Source organism: Polystyrenella longa (assembly GCF_007750395.1).
Taxonomy (GTDB): domain Bacteria; phylum Planctomycetota; class Planctomycetia; order Planctomycetales; family Planctomycetaceae; genus Polystyrenella; species Polystyrenella longa.
This window is the reverse complement of record NZ_CP036281.1, coordinates 358315-381704: the sequence shown is the minus strand read 5'-3', so window position 1 is coordinate 381704 and position 23390 is coordinate 358315. Positions and strand designations below refer to the sequence as shown.

Genomic DNA, 23390 nt, shown 5'->3' with positions numbered 1-23390 from the left:
TTAGGGACATCCCGTAATACTTCGTCGACTCTTATCTGGGCAGGAATGCTATCAATCCTGCCGGAGACTTCTCACCTATGTCCGATACAGTAGAACATCCTGAACCCAGAGCCCCGTTTATCACTGGCCCTCGGGTCGTTCTGATGATGTTCGGTTTCGGGATACTGATGGTGGGAACGCTGTGGGTTTATTTCGAGATCAAAACGCGGCCCTTTCGAGATCTGACCGAAGCCCTGGCAGTGGAGTTTCCGGAATCGCGTCCGCTCGTACAGGGAGGACAGGAGCGACTGAACGACGAAGAGAAGCCCGTCGTGCTGCGCGTCCTCGTGACCGTCACCTTCGATCCGCAGGATGAGGCCTTGTTCCAAAAGTCCGTCGATCGCATTCAGCAACTTTGCGATGAGCACCAGGACTTGTCGCTCTATGAGCAACTTGAGATCCACCTGATTCAGCGTCGTCACCAACAGGAACCGATCGCTCGCGCGACTATTCGCGATCTGTAGTCGCGGGTGCCGTTGCCTGAACCTCTTCTTCTGACTGCTCGTCAGACTCTTGTGTTGGCGTGGGCGCATTCAGGGCGAGTTCAATCCCGTCTATAATCGTTCCTTGCGAATTATGGTTCCAGACAATTTTGCCGTCGCGGCCAATAATAAACATCTCGGGAATAAGATTCGATTCATACGCGATAACAGTATCCCGCGCTTTCTGCCCATACCCATTGGGCCAGACCATCTCGTGGTCTTTAACGAAGTCGTTGATGTCATCCAAACGGTCCGCCCCTTCCGCCGTTAACCCGATGAAGTAAACCTTGTCCTTGTACTTCTTGTGGGCTTCCACCAACTGTGGGGCAACGAATCGACAGGGGTAACAATAAGAGGCCCAGAAATCGACGACAATCACCTGCCCTTCCAGTTTTTCAGCCGACGGAGGAGTGCCGTTGATCCAGGCCGTGGCCTCGATAGGGGGAGCCACATTGCCCACGGCCAGACCATCTTCTGGTCGATCGATCGGACCGGACTGTTCGATCAGATATCCGAGCGTCACGCCTAACGCCGCTACACTAACGAAGATCAGGAGCATTTCCCATTTGTATTCTTTAAACATCAATTCGCTCACGTATGTTTGGTAATCCGAAGTAGCCGCTTTTCCGCGCGGAGGTCAAAAAATCTTGGCCGCAGCCGTTTGGGTATTATACGAGTCTGTCCCCCAGAGGCCAAGGTGCAGCATTCTGACAGGCGGTCCTTTCACATGGCACATCCACCAGACTCCGCAATTCACGCAGACACCAACCCCTACAACCGCCCCAGGCGGTGCCACGCGTCTTTCAACTCGCAGAAGTTTTTGTCCTCGTTGAAGGTCTCGTCGGCTGACCGTCATCGGGAAACTAGCTTACAGGTAGAGAGATCTGATGGTCATCCCAACAATATTAGCTTTTCCCCACCTGTCACCGTACAGGAGTTCGCGATGAAACAACCGACCGTATTTTTTGTAGATGATGAACAAAACGTCCTCGACGGGCTACGTCGTGCGCTCCGCCGGAAAGTCCGCGATTGGGATCTGCACTTTTTTCTCTCGGCAGACGAAGCCCTGAAAAAGCTCGAAGAACATCCGTGTGATGCCATCATCAGTGACATGCGGATGCCGCAGATGGACGGGGCCAGCTTCATGAAAGTAGTCGCCACCCGTTTCCCCGACACGATTCGGTTTATTCTCTCGGGTTATTCCGATAGCGAATCACTCGGTCGCGCACTCGCCTACACACATCAGGTCTTCGCGAAACCGTGGGACGCCGATGTACTTGTGCAGCTCATTACTCAGGCTCTCAAACAACGTGAATTGACCATTGACGAACACATTCGTCCTTTCATTACCAAGCTCGGTTCACTCCCCAGCCTGCCCAGCCTGTATCAGGAACTGCGGCAATGCATCGACAACGACGGTTCACTGAAAGATGCCGTCCGGATTGTCAGTCAGGATGTCGCCATGACGGCGAAGATTCTCCAGATGATGAACTCGTCCTTCTTCGGATTCAGCCAGCAGATCACCTCAATCTCCCAGGCAATTACCCTGTTGGGGCTGGAGAACCTTTGCTCCATGGTGTTGAGTTCTCAAATATTCAAGCCGTTCCAGAGTTCCAAGTCTGTTGATCAAAATTTGCTAACGGAAATCATCAACCATTCCCTGCTAACGGCACGTCTCGCTCAGAAGTTCACTCTGGAAGAAACTCGAAATCGGGCATTGGCAAATGAAGCTTTCTCCGCGGGACTCCTGCATGATATTGGAAAAACAGTTTTATTAGTGCAGCTTCCCGATGTTTTCAAACAGGTCAAAGAACTCGCTACCGAGAAGAACTGCTCTTTCTACGAAGCAGAAAAAGAATTGCACGAGGTCACCCATGCCGAAGTGGGTGGTTACCTGTTAGGCGTCTGGGGACTACCCCAGTCATTGATCGATGCCGTCATTTTCCACCACCTGCCACTCGGCAACGATAGCATCCGGTTTTCCATCTCCGGCATCGTCAGCTTCGCCAACATCATCGCCTCACACAGAGCCCCCTATACAAGCGGCGAAATCCTTGACGAAAAGTGGCAGGCTTACATCGAAGGGCTCTCCGACGACGTTCTCAACCGCTGGGCTCAGGTCACCGACGAAGTCCTCGCCTCCATGGACCAGATGGAATCAATCATGGCTTAGGCTTCTCTGGGAACCCCGATGTACACGAAAGAGCCATGAAAAGTTTTACGGACTTCAGATGGTTGGGAACGAGATCGTGTCTGCTCTTGTTAAGGAATATTGAGAAACATGGACCGCTCGATGATAACATGCCGATTTGAAATCTTAGCCCTCTATGGCCTCTACCTCGGGCACTTTTTTCGTGCTCTTTCGTTTCCTTCGTGGTTCCCGAATCAATCTACCCCATCCACAATCGCGTGCAATAACTCGTCACGGAAGTCTTCCGCCTGCATCTGCTTCGCCAGCTCTTCTGCTTTCCTCTTGTAGGAATCGTTCGACATCAGGTCGGTCAGCTTTGTGGCGAATTTCTGTTGCGTGAAAGTACGAATCGACATGCCCAGGGGGCCGGCACCGGAATCGTGGACCAATTGATTCCACATGTACTGGTCAATCACGTGCGGGATGATCATCGCGGCACAGCCATGCTTCAGCGCAAGATGCGTCGTGCCGGAACCACCGTGATGAACCACTGCGTGGACATGGTCCAACAGCCAGTCGTAGGGAATTTGTTCGGCAATATGAATCAGTTCGTGATCATACTCCGCCGGTTCAACCAACCCTCCCGCACTCGTACATAAAATCGCTGGTTGGTTTTGTTCCTGCAATGTCTCCACGATCATCCGAGTTTTCCCCTCGGGATCCGGGTTCGTCATGCTACCGAAGGTCATGAGTAATATGCGTGAGTCCGCATGGCGTTCCATAAATGCCAATAGTTCGGGCGAGGGATCCCAATGTTGTTTTTTATTCCGGGCGTGATACCCAAGCACATGCGCCTCAGGCGGCCAGTAGGACGGGCGAGCAAACAGTGATGGCGAAACCATAAAAACCGTCTGGTTCCGAAAGAGCTGGCGATGGATCCTCTTCCAACTTCCCCGTGCCCACATACTATGCGCTCGCATTCCCAGCCACCCCGCCATCATCCACAATCCCATCGTTCCCAAAAAGAGAGCAAAGCGATAAGTCGCTCTGTTTATCCAACGGCCTCGATCCTCTCCCATTCCAATATGCGCATGATCGTGGGTGGGATGAAGAATATAGGGAATCGGGCTGATCATCACCGTCTGCTGATCGTGAGCAAGTCCCCAGAGAACGGGATACAAGGCGACGAAGTTATGCACCACACGATCAGGTTGCTCAGCTTCAATGACATCCCGTTGCCGGAAGGCCGCTTCTTTCTGGAGATGTCGAGTAACCCAAGCCAGCCGCAAGTAGGAGATCACTTTCCGCAGCAGCGATCCGCCCCCTCCCACAGCTGCTTTCGCTTCTTTACTGTGCATCAGGTCGACTAGTTCCGGCCCCAGGCTCACAAACCGAAGTCCCGTTTGTTCGGTGATCTCACGGAACTGTTCGGGGAAAACACAAACGACATCATGGCCGGCCGAGGTCAATAATTCGCCCAGATAGATGAAGGGTTCCACATCACCCCGGGTCCCAATGGAAAGCAGCAGAAGTTTCATCCCGATCCTAAAAAAGAGGCATCCTGTATTTCACGGCGTTCTCCCCTTTTAACAAAACCTTCGACGGCGGGAAACTGAACGTTGCTAATCGAATCCGCTCCTCTTTCCGTGCAAATCGGTGAATTTCGTGGTTTAATAAATATCCGTGTTCACCCTACTCTACTGGCGTTTTCACTCCTGGAGATTCTGCGATCATGTACTCTCGCCTAGTTCTCTCTTATCTCATTGTATGCACGCTCCTCTGTTCGTCCTCCGACCTCTCTGCCGCCGAGCGACCGAACATCGTCGTCGTTCTTGCTGATGACCTCGGCTACGGTGATCTCGCTTGCTATGGGAATGAGGAAGTCTTTACACCGCATCTCGACCAGTTCGCCAACGAAGGACTGCGATTCATCAGTTGTTACGCCGCTCATCCGAATTGTTCCCCTTCGCGAACAGGGCTGATGACTGGCCGTACGCCGACGCGAGTCGGGGTGCATAACTGGATACCGTATCTCTCCCCCATGCATGTCCGTGCCAGCGAACTAACCATTGCGACGTTATTGCGCAAGGCAGGTTACAGTACCTGCCACAGTGGCAAGTGGCACATGAACGGAATGTTCAACATGCCCGAGCAACCGCAACCGGGCGATCATGGTTTCGATCATTGGTTCTCGACCCAGAACAACGCGCTGCCGAATCACCATAACCCCGATAACTTTGTTCGTAACGGACAGGAAGTCGGACGGACCGAAGGTTACTCCGCACTGATCGTCGCCGACGAAGCGGCTCGCTGGCTGCGTGAAGGGCGAGACCAGGAAAAACCTTTCTTTCTGTATGTCTGCTTCCATGAACCTCACGAACCGATCGCTTCAGACGAGAAATACACGAAGCTCTATCCGTCGGACGACCCCAGCTATTCCGCCCATCATGGGAACATCACTCAAATGGACGATGCCTTCGGTCAACTCATGACGGAGCTCGATGAATTAAAGCTACGGGATAACACTCTCGTCCTCTTTACCAGCGATAACGGCCCTGCCCGCACCGGCATTCATCCGCATGGTTCGGCTGGTCCGCTGCGTGCGAAGAAGGGGCACATTTACGATGGCGGTATTCGCGTTCCCGGTATTCTTCGCTGGCCCGGTCACACGACCGCCGGCACAATCAGCGACGAACCGATCTGTGGAGTGGATGTGCTTCCAACCTTATGCGACATCACCGCAACCCCCATCCCGACCGACCGCGCGATTGACGGTACGAGTTTTCTGCCCATCTTGAATGGCGAACCTATCGAGCGAGAAACGCCTCTCTACTGGCACTTCAACTTTGCCCAATCGACCACGAAAGTTGCGATGCGCGAGGGGGATTGGAAGCTGCTGGCGACGTTAACAGGCCCCAACTTTGGAGGGGGAGCCGACATCACGGAAGAACGGACTCGCTCTCTCAAGGAAGCCAAGCTGAAAGACTTCGAGCTGTACAACCTGAAACAGGACATCGACGAAAGCGAAAATCTCTCAGAAGCCGAACCGAACCGCTTCCAGAACATGCGAGAGCGGATGCAGCAGCTTTACACCGAAATCCAAACCGAAACCCCGACCTGGCCCAACTGGAAATCTCCCGGCGTGGAACGGGACCGGATCATCTGGCCCGATTATAAGAAGTGAGGTGAGGAACCACCGACGATGCAGTTTTTGCCGATGTCACTGGGTTTGAACCACGAAGGCACGAAGTCACAAAGAATAAAAGATCCGGTGATGTTTGGTTTCATTTTCGCTAGTGGTCCGGGATCGGGCTCTGCTTTGGAAAATTTGTTTAAGTTGGTGTTCTACTTTTCTCCATCCTCGGTTGAGGCGATATGTAATAACCAAGCATCATTTCTTTGGGAGGGATTCAGTATGTCTAACACCGTTTTACACTGCACCCTACCGACGATGGGAGGAATCCTTTACGGCTTATGGAATTGATCGGCATCCCGCTAAGCTTCCTCGGATACTTTACCGAATCCTGCACGCTTGGGACCGAACACACGAACAGAATCGACACTCAGCTGACGAGTTGAAGAATTCCCGAACTCTTCCGAACTTCCTTGTCCACAGGAATTAATCTTCGCCGAGAAGTGGCCCTTTCACGAACGCCGTTTTCTTTCACCGTTTTTTCGTTTTGACTTGACCAAGCCATTACTACGTTTGTACTCGATCTTGTCAGCCGCGTAGAGTCGATAGACGTCTTTCACAATCAGTTCATGAAGCGATTCCAGGACCTCACGAGTCTCCTGCCGTGAGTATCCGGACGTCATATCCAGGTCAATCGAATTGATGGCACATCCGTAAACGGCCTCTTTAAGAATGAATAAACAAAACGCCCATTCCTCGTATTCGAGCCGAATAGCAACAGGTGCTTCACTGTTCTCCTCGCGATACTTCTCTTCTCCGGGAAGCCACTGCACTCGAATGCGACGGTGAACTTCTTTAGCGTCAATTCCCTCAAAGAATGTCGGTTGATAATACCTTACCTTTGAAAGATGCCCCATTGCAAATTCAACAGCATTGATGACCTGATCAATCAAAGCCACGTTTTCTTTAATCATCTCAATCGCAAGATGCTGATCGGTCCGTTCGATAATGTGCATAATGTGACGCCGCGTTCCGGCGTTAATTACGAGAAATCAGTTGCTTACGACGTTCTCCTGTCGAAAGCCGCTGCACTGAAGATCGCACTAATCATACACAGGGGATTCACACGATTGAAAGCGTGAGCAACCGATTGACTCCGCACTCTGTAATCGCACTGCTGGGCAAGCCAGACAGTCGCACCTTGGGAATGGTCTCTTGTGCGAGAGTCTTAGAGACGAATCCGTGTTTATCTGTGTCCCTCTGTGGTTCCCAAAACCCGCTCATACACCTGCCTGACTTGCCGCGTCATCTCTTCATGGTCGAACATCGGTAAACACAATTCATACCCTCGTTCAGCCAGTTGCTGGCCGAGGGCCGGAGTTTCAATCAAACGGGTGATCGCTTCCAGCAGGCCGCTTGTGGATTCCGGTTCAACTAGCAATCCTGTTTCTTCGTGGCGGCAGACTTCGGGGGAACCATCGAGGTTGAAGGCGATGATCGGTTTCTTCGAAAGCAAAGCTTGCGGTAACACGCGAGGCAACCCCTCCCGCAAGCTCGTATGCACTACGATGTCCATTGCCTGCAGGTAATGAGGAACTTCATGCGGCGGAACGAGGCCCGTGAAATGGAAATGGTCGGTGAGCCCCCTACTGGCAATCATCTGCTGCATCTGCTCTCGCAACACCCCATCGCCCACAAACAGAAATCGGACATTCGGATGCCGCTGGATTAACTCGGGTGCGATCTGCAACAGAAACTCATGCCCCTTCAGTTCAAACAACCGGGCGACTTTGCCGATGACAATAGCGTCGTCAGGAATGCCCAGTTCCTCTCGCATCTCTTCACTCGTTCTGGACGGGTTGAGAAACGGTTCCAACTCCATACCGCTATAAATCGTGGTGTAGTTTTCAGGTTTACCAATCCCCGCGGCGACATATTGTTCTGTCATCGCATTACAAACGGAAATCGTGTGCCCGCTTTGGGAGAAGGCCCTCTTTTCAAGCCGTTGATACAAGCTGTTTTTCCAATTTTTCTCCCAGGGATGAAAGGGCGAACCATGCACCGTATGCACGACGGGAACGCCTACCGCCGTAGCCGCCGCCCGGCCCAGGATACCCGCTTTCGACGAATGGGTGTGGACGATATCAGGCTTTAGCTCACGAAAGAGTGTTTGCAGCTCTCGATAACAGCGAAAGTCGTTCCAAGGCCCGATCGCCCGGTGCAACGATGGAACGGTGATCAATCGAAACTTCCCCTGCGATGCCCGTTCGAGTAACGTCCCCTCTGGCCCCGCATCCGGTCCGATGACAAGGGTCACGTCGTCGTTATATAGGTTCGCCAGATCCTCGACGTTGAGTAACGTATTCTCCTGCGCCCCACCGATCACCAGCCGGGTAATGACATGCACAATCTTCATCCCGGCCTTTCTGTGAATAGCGTTTATCACGCAGATTTACATAAAACGATTATAAGAGACTTCGGAGTTAATCGGTGTCCATCTGTGGTTTCAACCCGACGTCGCCCGCATCGTACATCACTTCTATCAGGTACAACCCCTGTGCCGGGGCAGTTTCTCCGGCAATGGAACGGTCCTGAGCGTCGATAATTTCCTGCATCCGTTCCGGAGGCCATTTGCCTTGTCCAATCTTGAGCAGCGTTCCCATGATCGCCCGGACCATGTTGTACAGGAACCCTCCCCCTACGATATCGAACACGACGAGAGGCGTTTCTTCCCCCGGCCCAGCGGCGGGGCCCCACATCGACCAACCCGATTGACGGGTGACCTTGACGGAGTACATTGTGCGGACACTCGTCGCTTTGTTGGGATAGTTCGATTCAAAACATCGAAAGTCATGTTTCCCCAACAGGTATTCGGCCCCCTGCTGCATTAAATCGATGTCGAGCGGCGTCTGATGGCGATAGGCGTAACTGCGAAGTAGCGGATTGGGAGTGCGACTGTTGAGCAATAGATATCGGTAATGTTTGCCCGTCGCGGAGAAGGTCGCATGGAAATCGGGCGAGACTTCTTCTACATTCCGAATCACCACGTCTGCTGGCAAATATCGTTGTAAGCCGAGCTTGATCTTCTCAATGGGGATATTGACGTCCGTGTGAAAGTTCGCCGTCTGACCCACCGCATGCACGCCCGAATCCGTTCGACCAGCAACATAGACTCGCTTCTGTTCGCGGGTCAGTTTTCCGATCGCTTTCTCAACCACTTCCTGCACCGACACCCCATTCGGCTGCACCTGCCAACCTACATAGTTGGTTCCATCGTAGGCAATTGTCAATTTCAGGTTTCGCATGGGGGGAAGAAGTTTCAGTCAGTGAGAAGAGTGACCATGAGAAAGGGAGATTAACTTGAACAACTAACAGTGAAATCAGAGAGTGAACACCTTAACTACGCGGGTGGGCCAGACACACTGAGCATTGTCTCATGCGTAAATCGTTTGAGGAAGCGTCTTCATTCGAATGATACGATACCGCTTAGTGTCGCTACGCGATCCAGACCACTCTGCGAGATTGACTGGACCACCCTTCTTTATCTTCGTGCCTTGGTGACTTTGTGGTTCAATAAAATAACGAACCGACCTACAAGCCCAAACGTTCCTGCCAGACAGCGACTTGTTCGGCGACACGTTCCCGTCCACCGGAACCATAGGATTGCAGCGCAGCAACGGCATTCTGTACTCCAAGGACATCGAAGACTTTCTCATCGATTTTATCGCACGCCTTCTGGAAGTCCTCCAAAGAGAGGTCTGCCAATCGACAGCCTCGGTCTTCACATTCGGCCACCATCTGCCCGACGGTGTGATGCGCTGTTCGCATAGGCACACCCTGTTTGATGAGGTATTCCATTAAGGCGGTCGCGTCCAGGAAACCTTCTTCGAGGCGGGCGTTGATATTTTCTGTTCGCAATTCCGCACCGACCACCATATCCGGGACGAGTTCCAGACAAGCTCGCACCGTATCAAACGCGTCGAACATCGCGATTTTGTCTTCCTGCAGGTCCCGGTTATATGCCATGGGCAGGCTCTTGATGAGTATCTGCAATTGAGTGACGGAAGTCATCACGCGAGCCGTTTTTCCACGGATCAATTCCAATACATCCGGGTTCCGTTTCTGTGGCATGATGGACGAACCCGTGGTGTACGCTTCAGGCAGCTTGAGGAAACCAAACTCTGTGGTGAACCAGATGATCCACTCTTCCGCCCACGTGCTTAAATGGGCCGAGATCAGCGACAGGCTGAAACAGAACTCCAGCAAATAATCCCGATCACTGGAAACATCCAGACTATTGGACGCGACTCCACCGAAGCCGAGTAGCTTTGCTGAGAAGTCACGATCAATCGGAAGCGACGTCCCGGCGAGCGCGGCACACCCGAGAGGCGAAACATCGACTCGCTTGTAACAGTCGGCAAGGCGTTCCCGGTCGCGTTGATATTTCTCACAGTAAGCGAGCCAGTAGTGCGCGGCCATCACCGGTTGAGCACGTTGCAGGTGCGTGTAAGCGGGCAGGACAGTTTCTTTATCGATCTCGCAGCGGGTGACAAACGCTTTCTGCACATCGATGAGCAAGGCGTCGATCTCTTTGATCGCATCACGCACATATAGACGCAGGTCGGTCGAGACCTGGTCATTCCGGCTGCGGGCTGTATGCAACTTGCGGCCCACATCCCCCAGCTTCTCGACGAGAGCCGTCTCGATATGCATGTGAATATCTTCGAGGCTCGTCACGTGCTCGAATTTACCGGCGTCGATCTGGGATTTGATTTCGTCGAGAGTCGAGTGGATCTGATCGCGTTCCTCCTTCGTCAACAGACCAATTTTCGCCAGCATCGAGGAATGCGCTTTCGAGCCCCGAATATCGACTTCCGCCAGACGTGCATCAAAACTGATCGATTCAGTAAAGGTCTCGACTCGAGGATCGGTTTGACCTTTGAACCGTCCACCCCACGCTTTTTTTGCCACAGTCTCTACTCCAACAAGGCTTGCCGTATTTTGATCGCCAGGATTTACGTTTGATATTCGAAAATGAACACGACATCCGACGAGGTCGGTATGTCGGTCAGGAAAGTCACGAAAGACAGTTTATACCTGTTCCTTAAGAACAAAGATTCCGTTAAACGAGTCACACTGTAGGACGCTGTTAAATACAAATCAACCAGCCCGTCGTCACCCAACGTCTGTTCCCGGATTATATCAGAGTCCAGAGAAAACCTGTAACAGGTCGAGGACGCGTGGTCACCAATCGATTCCCTTTGCCGATCAGCCGTATTTACGCCGCTCCTCTCAATTCGCTGATTGACTTCCCCCCCTTGCCCCTCTTAGTCTGGATTCTGAGACGGTAATCAAGGATGTGACGATTTTCCCGCCTCTCCGTACTGACATCTCCTGAGAGGTCCTTTTGCGTTCCCCCTGCCGGAGCACTTCTCCATCATTACGTCTGACGACTATTCAACGTAAGAGGTTCTCCCATGTTTCGCATCAAACGTACTTTATTGGCCCTGCTGACCGTCATCTGTGCGTTCAGTCTTGTCAAAGTCACCATCGCCGCTGACAGCCGTCCGTGGAAGATGGAAATCAGTCCGCGCTTCACGCTCGATCGTGAAACCGGAGAAACGATCACTCCAGTAAGACAGCAAGTTCTCTTCCGCGTCGCTCAGGCCGAAGAGACTCAGCCCGTTCCTCCACCCGTAGAAGCAATCGCCCCTGCGGTAGAAACACCGGTCGCAGAAACACCGACTGTTGAAACACCGACTGTTGAAACACCTACCGTTGAAGTACCGGTCGAAGCAGAAGCAGTCCAACCGGCCCCCGCTCCCGAAGCACAACTGCCTACGATTGTTCCAAGTCGAACTATCGCTCAGACATCCGTTCCCAACTACACGGAGATCTATAAATCGATCCCCTTTAACCGGGCCGAATATCTGGCGAACCCTTCGTATCGGCACGAAGCGACTATGTCGATTCTGCTGAAACAACCTTATGTCACGAATGGTCCCAAGAACATTCGCCAACGAGTTCCCAAGGCGGTAAGAACATCACCTTGGAGCAAAACGACTCCTTGGTTCAATTCGGGTGGAAACCTGTTCCCCTTCCCGGGTGCAGGATACGGTTACGGTTTATCGCCTTTCTGGCCGTAACAGATTTCCTGTTCGCGAAATAACATAAGTAGGAATAAAAAAGAGAGGCAGCCGAGTGCTGCCTCTCTTTGTCTTTTTTACGCTTGTGCTTTATGATGCTCGCAAACTCATTGGCCCCTCATTTATTACTGGCATCATTCCCTATGGCAGCTTCTGACAAACGTGCTGTGGTCCTCGTCAGCGGAGGACTCGATTCCGCCACCGTTCTCGCCATCGCCCGTTCCCAGGGTTACGAGCTGTTCGCGCTCTCGTTCCGTTATGGCCAACGCCATTCCTATGAACTCGAAGCCGCAACGAACATCTGCTCGCAGTTCGAGGTCGTGCGGCACGAAACTCTCGACCTCGATCTCCGCGCCTTTGGAGGTTCGGCCCTCACCGCCGAGATTGATGTCCCCAAAGATCGTTCTGAAGACGAAATGTCCGGCGGAATCCCTATTACGTACGTTCCAGCTCGCAATACGATTTTTCTCTCCATCGCACTCGGTTGGGCGGAAGTGCTGAAAGCGAATGACATCTTCATTGGGGTCAACGCCGTCGATTACAGTGGCTACCCCGACTGCCGCCCTGAGTTCATCAAATCGTTCCAGCAGACGGCCAACCTGGCGACGAAAACCGGAGTGGAAGGAACTGACCCGTTTCAGATTCACACACCACTCATCGACCTGACCAAAGCGGAGATCATTCATACGGGAACCAAGTTGGGAGTCGACTACAGCCAGACCCTCAGTTGCTACGACCCGGCACCCGGTGGACTCGCCTGTGGTCATTGCGACTCCTGCCAACTCCGCCGCAAAGGCTTCGCCGATGCCGGCCTACCCGACCCCACCAAATACGTCACAGCATAAAGAGTGGCCCAGGGAGAGCCGAGAGACAGGAAGACCTCTACTCCCCCAGTTCCTTCCGCAGTCGATACAGTTCATCGAGTGCGGCGCGGGGGGTCATGCCGTCGAGGTCGAGTTCTTTGATTTTATTGAGGAGTGGGTGAGGCTCCGACTCAAAGAGTGACATCTGTTGTCGAGCAGCCTGACGAGTGGGACGAGCGGGGATTTTTTGTTTATTCTGTCCCCCCACATGATCCGCTTCAAGCGTATCCAGAATCACCTGTGATCGCTGCACCACCTGTGGTGGAATACCGGCTAAACGGGCAACATGGATTCCGTAGCTTTTGTCCGCACTTCCTTCGACGATTTTATGCAGAAAGATAATTTGCTCTTCCTCTTCCCGCACAGCCACGTTCCAGTTGGACGTTTCTTTCAGACGCTCAGGTAGCTCTGTTAACTCGTGATAGTGCGTGGCGAAGAGAGTCCGCGAATGACAGACGTCGTGCAGGTATTCCGTCACCGCCCACGCAAGGGAAATGCCGTCATAGGTACTTGTTCCTCGACCGATTTCATCGAGGATAACCAGGCTCTGCGGCGTTGCCGAGTTTAGAATGCGGGCGGTCTCGGTCATCTCCACCATGAAGGTCGATTGCCCCTTGCCGAGTTCGTCGCTGGCACCGACTCGCGCAAAGACACGATCCGCGATGCCAATCCGGGCTTCGCTGGCGGGAACAAACGAACCCATCTGCGCGAGGATCGTAATCAAGGCGGCTTGGCGAATGTAAGTACTCTTACCCGCCATATTCGGGCCAGTAATCAACTGAATGAGACCAGTGCTACCACCGAGCCGGGTATCGTTCGGGACGAATTCACCAGAGGGTTGAATCTTATCCAGTACCGGATGTCTCCCTTCGCGAATGTCGAGTATTGGTTCTTCGCACATTTCAGGTCGACAGTACCCCTGCTGCACCGCCACGACCGAAAGTGCCGCAAGTACATCGATCTGAGCGAGGATATCTGCGTCCTGCTGCAACCGGTTAATCTCCTCAGCAACCCGATCACGCACAGCCTGAAACATTTGCTGTTCGAGATCAACGGCCCGTTCTTCGGCGCGGAGTACTTTGTCTTCATACTCTTTCAGCTGCGGGGTAATATACCGTTCCTGATTTTTAAGCGTCTGTTTGCGAATGTATTCTTCGGGAACTTTGTCTTTATGGGCAGCGGTAACTTCGAGGTAATAACCGAAGACTCTATTAAAGCCAATCTTGAGATTGGTAATGCCCGTGCGTTCGCTCTCCTCGGTCTGATATTTGGCCAGCCACTGTTTTCCACCCCGAGCCAGTTCGCGGTATTCGTCGAGCTGTTCATTGATGCCATCGCGAATGACTCCCCCATCCGTAAGCAGCAACGGAGGTTCGTCGACGATCTGGGATTCTATGTCTGACCGTACGTCCTCGCAGAGATCGATATTCGCTTCAAGCTCGTTCAGTAACGCGGAGGAGCGTTCCGACAGCTTCGCTTTCACCTTGGGAAGCACGGCTAATGTCCTCGCAAGAAAAACGAGGTCCCGGGGGTTGGCCCGACCCGTAGCGATGCGGCCCGTCAACCGCTGGAGATCGTAAGTCTGTTTGAGTTCGTCACGAATCTCGCGGGCAAGTACCGTGTTCTGTACCAGCTCTTCCACAGCCTCATGTCGTTTGACGATGCGGGGGATTTCCATGAGCGGGTTCGACAACCATTCCGACAGCAATCGGGCTCCCATCGGCGAGACCGTTTCGTCGATGACCGAAAGCAACGTCTGATTGCGGCTTCCGTCCCGCATCTTCTGAGTCAGTTCCAGACTGCGGCGAGTCGTCTCATCAATCAGCAGACTGTTCCCGCGCCGGTAGGGTTCCAATCGCAGGATATGCGGAATCGCCCGTTTCTGCGTTTCATGAACGTATTCAAGCAGTGCTCCGGCAGCCACGATCCCCAGCGAGTTCTGGTCGGAATCCAGGTCAAACCCTTCGAGGGTTTGCACCTCGAAATGTTCCAGCAACAGCCGGTGGCATTCCTCCGCGACAAAACACCAGGGGGCCCGTTTGGTGATGGGGATTTCACTCTCACGCAGACCGGTCAATTCGTCCCGGTCATGTTCGCTTTCACAGACCAGGCATTCAGCTGGTTGCAGTCGTGCCAGTTCGTCGTTGAGGAATTCCGATTCCACCTCGGTCACAAAGAATCGTCCCGTCGAGACATCGAGCCAGGAAAGACCTGCGACCTGTTTATCAAGTGCAATCGCCGCCAGGAAATTATTTCGCCGAGGGTCGAGCAGATTTTCGTCGGTGAGTGTTCCGGGAGTAATGATCTGCGTCACTTCCCGCCGTACCAGTCCCTTTGCCTGTTTGGGATCTTCCACCTGATCGCAAATCGCAGCACGGTGGCCGGATTGGATCAACTTCTGCAAATAGTTCTGCAGTGCATGATAAGGGAAACCGGCCATCGGAATCGGGTTGGCCGTTCCCTTGTCGCGACTTGTCAGTGTGAGTCCCAGGACTCGGGCCGCGATTTCCGCATCTTCATAAAAGAGCTCGTAGAAGTCCCCCATGCGAAAAAGCAGGATCGAACCGGGATGCTCCCGTTTCACTTCCAGATAACGCTCCATCATCGGCGTCAGTTTTTTAGTCGCTGGTGGCATGCCGGATCTACTGTCACTCCATTAAGAAATACGCGAATAAGACGCAGGGATAGCCATTGTCCACTTCAGGGGGCGATCATCAAGTCTGCGTGGTTCAGGATTTCGATTAAACAAGCAAGGGAAAGGAAATTATCCTGATGCCTAACAGGAGTACCTCAACAGGGGTGGCCCGGTTTCGTTTTAGCCCAATAGCTAATCAACGGGTTTCGTATCAGGGAACAACATACTCACACTCGTGCGGTCGTGAATTGAGCGGATCGCCTGGGCGAAGAGTTTCGAGACGGAAATCACCTGGACCTTATCGGGAAGGGGATCGGCGGGCGTTTCGATGGTGTCCGTGATGAACATCTTTTTGATGACGCTCTCGGCGATGCGAGGGCCAGCTCCCTTAGAGAGAACACCGTGGCTGACCGCGGCGTAGACATCATTTGCGCCGCGCGATTTTAACAGCTCCGCCATACTGCAAAGCGAACCGGCCGTCGTGGTGAAGTCGTCCACCATCAGGACATTCTTTCCGTCAACCTGACCAATCACTTCCAAAACTTCAGCACTTTCGCTGTGGTCTTTACGCTGCTTGTTCCCAATGACCACCGGTACGTGCAGCAAGTTCGCATAAGCCGAGGCATCTTTGGCGAATCCAATGTCCGGGCTGCAAACAACGAGGTCCGGAATCTTCAACGATTTAATATGTTCGCTCACCACCTGGCGAGCATACAGGTGATCCACCGGGATACTGAAGAACCCCTGAATCTGAGGGCTATGCAAATCCATCGTCAGCACGCGGTCGGCGCCTGCCGCCTCGAGGGCATCGGCACAGACGCGGGCACGAATCGAGACGCGGGGTTCGTCTTTTTTATCTCCCTTGGCGTAACTGAAAAAAGGAATCACGGCCGTCACCTGCTGTGCACTCGCCCGCTTCAGGGCATCGATCCAGAAGAGTAACTCCATGAAGTTGTCGTTGACCGGATTATGCACCCCTTGAATGATGAAGGCATCTTTCCCGCGGACATTCTCCAGAATCCGCACAAAGACGTTTCCCTCACTGAAGACCTGGGCCGTGCAAGGGGTCAACCGGACGCCTAGTTCATTGGCAATCGCCTGTGACAGCATCGGGTTTCCCGAGCCAGTGAGAACTGCCAAGTCCCCCTGCGGAGCCTGAAATGAAAGAGCCCGCGGACCGGAGTAGTTGGGAGAGCGATCGGACATACAGAGGCCGTCTATCGAGTCGGAATGGGGGTCAGGAACTGCACAAACGCACCAGTTCAATGCAGGCAAATCCGGCGTTCGCGGCCGGTTTCTTCATGAACTGTTCATCATATCGTCCAACTAAGGGAAGACAACCCAACACCCAAAACGCATTTGCCTCAACGGGTCTCTTCATGGTACGATATGCTAAACTTTTCGCCCTCCTCCATTCACAGGACAGAAACGGTGCTTTCCAAGCTCTACAAAAGCCGATTCCTCAAGATCCTGTTCGCCGGACTCCTGTTTGTCACTGTGTTCGTCACTGTCAGTTTTTACTGCTGGCGAAGCTGGCGGGTGCATTCGATTCCCGATGTCGGGGAACCGTTTGATGTGGCGGCGTTTAAGAATCAAACAGGGGACGGAGAAGAGATTGCGCGGATTACGATTGAAGCGAGTAAGCAATGGGACGCTCTCTGCCAAAAGCACGAGGATGTGTGGTTCAGCTATTACAATGACACCGTTCAAGTACCGACCTGGAAAGCTGCCGATCCTGTCATTAAGACGGATGTCCGTAATGCGCAAACAATACTGACTGATTGGTTCCGAGTCGGAGAACTGAGACCGGGACTTCTTCGTTCACTAGATGTCTATTACGACAACATATTCAACCACGACAGAGTCAGACTTGCTCAGCGTGATCTCGCCCGGTTAACGGAAATGAGTCTGCTCGATGCCATCGAACGGAGCGATTTCGACCAGCAACAGAAGTTGTACATTAACTTTCTGTCGACAAACTCAGCCTATCTCCATGATGATGTAATGAACTATCTAACATCAACAGCAAGTCTCTCGGTGGTGATTGGTGACAGATTAGGAATATTTCTCAATCAACAGGACATACCTGTTTCTCATTTATGGAAACTGAAATCAGCCTTAGAGAGGCACCAGGATCGCCAGCCTCCTGTGTCCACCTATTTCAAATATCAGTACCTGGCAGCCCCCGCTCTGATCGAATATTACGCCGTTAGCGAATCCGTTTTAGCTCAAAGGATCCTCGATGAAGACGAATCGACTCGTCGATTGCTCAATCTACTCTTCGCGAACTGGCTAAGATATTGTGATCTCCCAGCCAGCGAACGACCTCCCATCAAGACTTTTCACCTTGATATTTTCGTGCCCCCAAGTTCGATCAATGAAATCAAAGAGGGAATGACAACAGAAATAGAATTCGAGTACTTCGATGACTCGAACTCAGACCAGATCACTGACTATTGGAAAATCCCTTCTTATCCCCAGCAAATTCGACTCAATCTTCTCATTAGCAATACACTGGAATCGCTTCTGAACGCATGGAAAAGAAGCCAGATGAAAGAAGAACTCTATTTAACCCGTCTCGCATTGCACCTGTATTATCGAGACCATGACCAATTCCCCGAAACCTTGAATGAATTGGTCCCGAAATATCTGCGATCCGTCCCGCTGAACTATAATGACGGCACCCCGGTTGAATACTCATTAGAAAATGATACCGCTTCATTGAAGCCACACGACAAACATTACGCAGCGACAATCACTCCTCCTGGTAGCGATCTTTAGGAGTTGGGCTATGCCCAATATTTCAGTATGAGAACTCTCCTGAAACACCTCCCCAACCGTAAGCTTCTCCGCAACATCCTGTTGCTTGGGTTAGCGATGACCCTGTTCTTCGTCGTCGCGATTTTCTGCTGGCGAAGCTGGCGGTTGAATACGATCCCTGATGTCGGGGAACCGTTCGATGTGGAGGGGTATCTTCAGCAGTATGATGGCATAGAGAACAACGCCTTTGATGTTCTGCGGGAAGCGAGTGATTTATTAATCGAGGTAGAAAGAGATCCGAAATTCAAATCGGTGAGAGCTACCGGTGCGGTTTACAAAGAAAAGCGGTCTCCTCGGCAGCAGGAATATATTTCCTCGACAGACGCTGCGCTCGATCTCTGGTTGAATACCAGCGAGATGCCCCAGGGATATGAAGTTCATCCCCGCGAGCTCTCGATCGATTCGCTCCTCGATGTGTCGCAGAGTTCCCGCACGTTCAATGGATTGATCATCTCGCGAATGAGAGCGCAATTACGGGAAGGGCAAACGACCGAGGCCCTGGAGTTGCAGCGACAGTTACTCAACATCAACCTCCACTTTCGCGATGGCGTGATGATTTCCCAATTGTGTGCAATCGCCTCTTACAGCGTCTACTGGCAGAATCTTCCGCATCTGCTGCTACAGGAATCGTGGTCAGCCGAAGAGTTAAGGTCCTTGCTGAAGTCCCTCAAAGATTTTAACGTGGCTTGTCCTCCTGTCTCGGATGGATTGAAGTCGGAATATTTTCTGATGCGGAATCTGCTGGAGGAAAATACGAGTAAGAAACCGATCATGAACTCGATTACGCGTGAAGACGAAATCTCAAGGCGGGTTCTAAATCGAATCTTTAACAATTGGTTCGACGCTGTCGACCGGCCGACGTGGGAACGTCCAGCAGTATTCGACCACGAATGTTTTTCATTCAATCTATCCGCCTGGCTGGAACCAAATTCCTCTGCGATGCAATGTCATCTCAACTACTTCGGTGACAGCGAGAGTCAGGATCTCGTTTCGGCCTACCATCGCCTCTCTTTTACTCAAGGAACGTTCAACCTCGTTCTGCCTGCGATTCGTCAATACCTCATCGCCTCCGACCGCGACCATACACGTCGAGAACTGGCCACCTGCATGGTCGCCTTGCACCTGTACCACCGCGAACAGGGGCACTTCCCCGACCGTCTTGAGGAACTTGTTCCTCAGTACCTGGAGGAAGTCCCTCGCAACCGGGATGTCGCCTCCGGAAAACCAGAGCAGGCCGGATCGCCCATTGAGTATCGATTGGAAGAAGGCAACGCCCTGCTTCGCCCCGTCGAGACGTGGTTACACATCACCGTTTATCCACCCGGCGAAGACCCGACCGAGTTCTGATGAATACCGACTCTCGCACGAACCTGGGGCGTTTTCGTTTGAACTTTCGTTCAGCGAAGCGTATCGTGGAGAGTAATCCTTTCGTCGTTCCACATCTGGAAAGCCCTTCTTATGATCTTGCCCCGATTCTGTCTGCTGCTGACGATTACCTTCTGCCCCTTCCTGCTGAACAATGCCAGTGCTGCAGAGGAAGAAGAGAAAGTACCTCAGTACGAGTTCGAAGGCATTACGATTCCTCCTGCTTCGGCTGATGAACCAATCCGTAAGGAGTTTTCGCTGGAGAAAGCGGCCGGCTATCTCGACCAAGGGGCGACCGCCTGGACCAATAGCCATGGATGTGTCAGTTGTCATACAACCGGCTCGTATATGGTTCTCCGGCCTTCGCTGTCAGAATTGCTGGGCAAACCGAAAACTGAAATGCGAGACTTCTTTGTTTCGGAACTGGCCGATTACAAACAGATGAGCCGCAAAGAATTGAGAATCGGTGCCAACGCCGCCACGGTGGTTTATCTCGCGGCTGGACTGGCCGAGTGGGATAAACATGTCACGGGCGAACTCTCTCCCGAAACGGACGAAGCGTTACGGTTCATGTTCGAGATCGAAGAAGAGAACGGCACTTGGACCTCCGCCGATTGCTGGCCTCCACTGGAATCGAGTCCCTACCAGATCGCTTCCGTCGCAACGATCGCGACCGCCACCGCTCCGGGCTGGTTGGAATCAGTGAAAGATGACTCCGAACTGCAAACTCGAATTACAAAACTCAAAAGCTATATGAGTGGGACCGAACCCCCTCACGATTATGGTCGCGTCCTGTTGCTCTGGAGTTCGGCCCGATACCCGGGCTTGCTCGAAGAAGCCAAACAGAAGGAATTGATTGAACTTCTCTTGAGTCATCAGAACGACGATGGCGGTTGGTCCGTTCGTTCGTTCTCACAACCGGAGAAATGGGGAAAAGGGAATCGTGCCGAACGACTCAATGCCGAGACTGACGAACAGCGTTCGGCCAGTGACGGACACCAATCGGGACTCGCTCTGCTCGTTCTACAGGAAGCGGGCGTGCCGGCCAGCGATCCTCGCGTTCAAAAAGGGTTAAACTGGTTGCTCACGAATCAACGGGAATCAGGCCGCTGGTGGACCCGTTCCCTTAACACCGATGAATGGCATTACGTCACCTTCAGTGGCAGCCTTTACCCGCTGACAGCGCTCATTAAGTACGGCGCCGTCGACCAACCGAAGGTCTCTCTTAAAACGGACTGATTGACGACATACGAAAGATGAGATTAGCCACCCATGTCACCTTCACAATGGTTGCTCAAAAAAAAGATACTCGTGGCGTTCGCCTCCTTCTTGCCGATAACGTTGATGGTGTACCACTTGTGGTTCATCAATCACTACCATTACGTTCGGCAAGACATGCAGTTCGTCAATTCTTTTTTCGAGTACGAAGGTTGTGGTCTATACAGCAACAAACAGCAAGATATAGCCCTCAGTTTTGGCGTGACTTCGTCCTCTTTTCTCGTGAGGACTCTAGGTAGCCACACCTTCATTCAAAACTATTTGCTTCACCCGATCTCATTAGATATTCGTCGCGATGCCGCCTTAGAGAAATTATCATTCCACTTGGATCTCTCGGCCCTGAAAAGACTCGACGTTTCTGGCAATTCCATAATTTATTCCTGGAAAGATGAACCCCCGAAACCGGTCACCAATACTTTCTCTGGACGCTCTATGGCATTACTGAAGGACTGCCGAAAGATCGAATCCTTTAACGCGGCAGGGAGCCTGCTCGAAGATGATGCAATGCGAATCGTCGGAAATTGGTCGAGGCTGGAAGAACTCGACCTCAGTAATACCAAAGTCACTGACGATGGACTTCGATTTCTTCAACGCTATCCTCGACTCCATACATTGAACCTGGCAGGACTCCCTGTCACTGACGCCTTAATGCAATCGTTAATTAAAGAAGATCAATACCCCACCCTGACGCGACTCTATTTTGCGGATTCACAAATCACTTCCGACAGTTTGAAAGTACTCGGTTACCTTCCTGAATTAGTCGAGTTGAGTCTAGGAGGAGCCGATTTAACACAGGCGACCTCCGATGACTGGAAACCACTTGCGAAGCATCGAGAACTCTATGCTCTCGGCCTGGCCGATGCCAAAATAAACGAGCAGACAATTCGCAGTCTGACTCCGCTTCGATCACTCCAGGAGCTGAACCTGACGGGGACTGATATCACCCCTGACATCCTGAGAGCCCTTAAAAGATTGCCTCGAATTCGATCGATTATTTTTGAAGAGACCGAAATTAACAACACGCACATTGACCTGCTCGCGGAGTTAACGCACCTGAGAGAACTTTCGGTGCATCACACGCGAATTAATCGAGAGCACGTCCTGAAATTGCGAGAGCGTCTACCAAGATGTGAGATTCGCTATTAGGCACTCCCTCCCTCTCAACTGCATACACCTGCGGCGAATGGACCACTGAACAAATCGTTTTTCGTGAGTTCAAATCCGTTTACGGTCGATTTTATTTCGACTGCTCTTTTCCTGTTAACGGATTTTGAGTAATTCCCACATGGGAGATGGGTCGATTTTTGATTAAACAGCTGTTTGACCCAATCCTAGTTCTCTGAACTCCAGTCGACTGACTGAAACTGGCCTTAAAAAACAGGTCAGCTATTCCTCACACGGTGGTGAGGACACTCAAATATCATGGACGATCTTACCTCGAATCAGCAGGCTCCCTACTCGCCCGGCACTCACCTGCACTTGCGAGTCTTTTCCTATGCGCGCGAACTATCTGCGTCGCTGAAACCGGGAAGCCCTGTGAAGATTGGTTCCGATCCCTCTTGTGAAATTCAGATCGCCGAACTTCCGTTGCTGCACTGCACCATCAGCTGGGATGGTGAAAACCGACCTCGGCTGACACCGACGGTCGCCATTCCTCTCGTGTTGGTCAATGGCCAGCTGAACGATGGCAAGACGGGCGAGCCGATCGATTTCTCTGATAAAGACACACTTCATATTGGCTTGCGGACGATCGTACGCGCGATCTCTTCCTCTGCCGCCATGGCGGAACCTGCGACCACGTCTCAGCCCGCCACTATATCAATGGCGACCAACGCTGCACCCACGTCTGCCGTTCCGATGCCTGCTGCACCTGTTGTGGCCTCCACCGAAGCACCCGTTGCCTCGATATGTTCGAACCCTGAAAACTCTACGTCACCAAATCCTGGAAGGCCCACGCCTGTCCGGGAGCGGGAGAACCTGATGCAAAAACCACTCAATGAACTGACAGCCGCCGAATTGATCGAATTGCTCGAACAGGAAGAACAACAGGTCGAAGAGTTCGATACACAGCATAAGTCCGGATTGCAGAACTTGCTCAAGGCAGTCAAAAAGGTCTCTGAGGAAGAAGCCCGCAAAATTTCGCCGGCGACCATCCCGCTGCATCAGGTTGAGCCTGTCGCTGCCACAAAAAGTCCGGCAATTGAACAGGAACTGCATTACCTCGTCGAAGAGCTGTCCGAATTGGTCGAAGACCTGTGCGATCAGGTTCAATCATTCGCGAAATCCGAAGCTCCCAGCCCCAAAGGGGCGGAAACCACCTTCAAAAAGTTACTCCGCGAGCAACACGATATCCTCGAAAAGCTGGATACCATCGGCGAACTCATCGGGGGCGACTCCGGTCCCGCCCCCATCATCCGCAAAATCGCCTGACACAAGGATCGCAGTGTCCCATCGACAGTGACAGCCCGTCCTGTCAATGGGACAATCTCCTGTCGACG

General features: G+C 52.4%; 18 protein-coding genes. 10 read left to right on the top strand and 8 right to left on the bottom strand.

The genetic code is table 11. The annotated features are described in order from the left end of the window. The first annotated feature begins 77 nt into the window (after nt 1-77). On the top strand, nt 78-503 hold the full coding sequence (locus Pla110_RS01365; RefSeq protein ID WP_144992447.1) for a hypothetical protein: 426 nt from the start codon (nt 78-80) through the stop codon (nt 501-503). Here the strand turns inward: Pla110_RS01365 and Pla110_RS01360 are convergent. Beyond that, nucleotides 487-1104 (bottom strand): TlpA family protein disulfide reductase, encoded by a 618-nt coding sequence (locus Pla110_RS01360; protein WP_144992445.1) that lies wholly within the window; start codon nt 1102-1104, stop codon nt 487-489. The genes Pla110_RS01365 and Pla110_RS01360 overlap by 17 nt on opposite strands. A gap of 360 nt (nt 1105-1464) precedes the next feature. On the opposite strand from Pla110_RS01360, the gene Pla110_RS01355 reads away from it, so the two are divergent. Continuing rightward, complete coding sequence (locus tag Pla110_RS01355; protein WP_197440428.1) at nt 1465-2694, top strand: response regulator; 1230 nt, start codon at nt 1465-1467, stop codon at nt 2692-2694. A gap of 212 nt (nt 2695-2906) precedes the next feature. Here Pla110_RS01355 and Pla110_RS01350 read toward each other — a convergent pair whose 3' ends face one another. Further along, the gene (locus Pla110_RS01350) at nt 2907-4190 is read right to left on the bottom strand and encodes a glycosyltransferase (RefSeq protein ID WP_144992441.1); all 1284 of its coding nucleotides are present in this window, start codon (nt 4188-4190) and stop codon (nt 2907-2909) included. Between the two features lie 194 nt (nt 4191-4384). On the opposite strand from Pla110_RS01350, the gene Pla110_RS01345 reads away from it, so the two are divergent. Beyond that, a complete protein-coding gene (locus Pla110_RS01345; RefSeq protein ID WP_144992439.1) occupies nt 4385-5836 on the top strand; it encodes a sulfatase-like hydrolase/transferase in 1452 nt (483 codons plus the stop codon). Between the two features lie 461 nt (nt 5837-6297). On the opposite strand, the gene Pla110_RS01340 is transcribed toward Pla110_RS01345, so the two are convergent. The 4 genes from Pla110_RS01340 to argH all read right to left on the bottom strand — a co-directional run bounded on the left by Pla110_RS01340 (nt 6298) and on the right by argH (nt 10756). Then, nucleotides 6298-6801 (bottom strand): hypothetical protein, encoded by a 504-nt coding sequence (locus tag Pla110_RS01340; protein ID WP_144992437.1) that lies wholly within the window; start codon nt 6799-6801, stop codon nt 6298-6300. 230 nt (nt 6802-7031) lie between these two features. After that, complete coding sequence (locus Pla110_RS01335; protein WP_144992435.1) at nt 7032-8201, bottom strand: glycosyltransferase family 4 protein; 1170 nt, start codon at nt 8199-8201, stop codon at nt 7032-7034. Nucleotides 8202-8268: 67 nt separating this feature from the next. After that, on the bottom strand, nt 8269-9090 hold the full coding sequence (gene truA / locus Pla110_RS01330) for a tRNA pseudouridine(38-40) synthase TruA (RefSeq protein WP_144992433.1): 822 nt from the start codon (nt 9088-9090) through the stop codon (nt 8269-8271). A gap of 286 nt (nt 9091-9376) precedes the next feature. Beyond that, entirely contained in the window at nt 9377-10756 is a 1380-nt protein-coding gene (gene argH / locus Pla110_RS01325) for an argininosuccinate lyase (RefSeq protein WP_144992431.1), read from the bottom strand. A 506-nt stretch (nt 10757-11262) separates the two neighbouring features. Here argH and Pla110_RS01320 point away from each other — a divergent pair. Both Pla110_RS01320 and queC read left to right on the top strand, forming a co-directional pair. After that, nucleotides 11263-11931, top strand: coding sequence for a hypothetical protein (locus tag Pla110_RS01320; RefSeq protein WP_144992429.1), 669 nt, complete (start codon nt 11263-11265; stop codon nt 11929-11931). A 143-nt stretch (nt 11932-12074) separates the two neighbouring features. Then, nucleotides 12075-12776, top strand: coding sequence for a 7-cyano-7-deazaguanine synthase QueC (gene queC, locus Pla110_RS01315; protein WP_144992427.1), 702 nt, complete (start codon nt 12075-12077; stop codon nt 12774-12776). A 37-nt stretch (nt 12777-12813) separates the two neighbouring features. On the opposite strand, the gene mutS is transcribed toward queC, so the two are convergent. Both mutS and Pla110_RS01305 read right to left on the bottom strand, forming a co-directional pair. Continuing rightward, complete coding sequence (gene mutS / locus Pla110_RS01310; RefSeq protein ID WP_144992425.1) at nt 12814-15429, bottom strand: DNA mismatch repair protein MutS; 2616 nt, start codon at nt 15427-15429, stop codon at nt 12814-12816. A 192-nt stretch (nt 15430-15621) separates the two neighbouring features. Next, a complete protein-coding gene (locus Pla110_RS01305; protein WP_144992423.1) occupies nt 15622-16635 on the bottom strand; it encodes a ribose-phosphate diphosphokinase in 1014 nt (337 codons plus the stop codon). A 225-nt stretch (nt 16636-16860) separates the two neighbouring features. On the opposite strand from Pla110_RS01305, the gene Pla110_RS01300 reads away from it, so the two are divergent. From Pla110_RS01300 to Pla110_RS01280, 5 genes are all read left to right on the top strand, one after another. Further along, entirely contained in the window at nt 16861-18210 is a 1350-nt protein-coding gene (locus Pla110_RS01300; protein WP_144992421.1) for a hypothetical protein, read from the top strand. 27 nt (nt 18211-18237) lie between these two features. Beyond that, entirely contained in the window at nt 18238-19596 is a 1359-nt protein-coding gene (locus Pla110_RS01295) for a hypothetical protein (RefSeq protein ID WP_144992419.1), read from the top strand. Between the two features lie 111 nt (nt 19597-19707). Next, nucleotides 19708-20853 carry a prenyltransferase/squalene oxidase repeat-containing protein gene (locus Pla110_RS01290; protein WP_144992417.1) on the top strand — a complete coding sequence of 382 codons (1146 nt, stop codon included), beginning with the start codon at nt 19708-19710 and terminating at the stop codon, nt 20851-20853. A 33-nt stretch (nt 20854-20886) separates the two neighbouring features. Further along, nucleotides 20887-22038: a leucine-rich repeat domain-containing protein gene (locus tag Pla110_RS01285; RefSeq protein WP_144992415.1), complete on the top strand. Its 1152-nt coding sequence runs from the start codon at nt 20887-20889 to the stop codon at nt 22036-22038. Between the two features lie 276 nt (nt 22039-22314). After that, nucleotides 22315-23322 (top strand): FHA domain-containing protein, encoded by a 1008-nt coding sequence (locus Pla110_RS01280; protein ID WP_144992413.1) that lies wholly within the window; start codon nt 22315-22317, stop codon nt 23320-23322. The last annotated feature ends 68 nt before the right edge of the window (nt 23323-23390 follow it).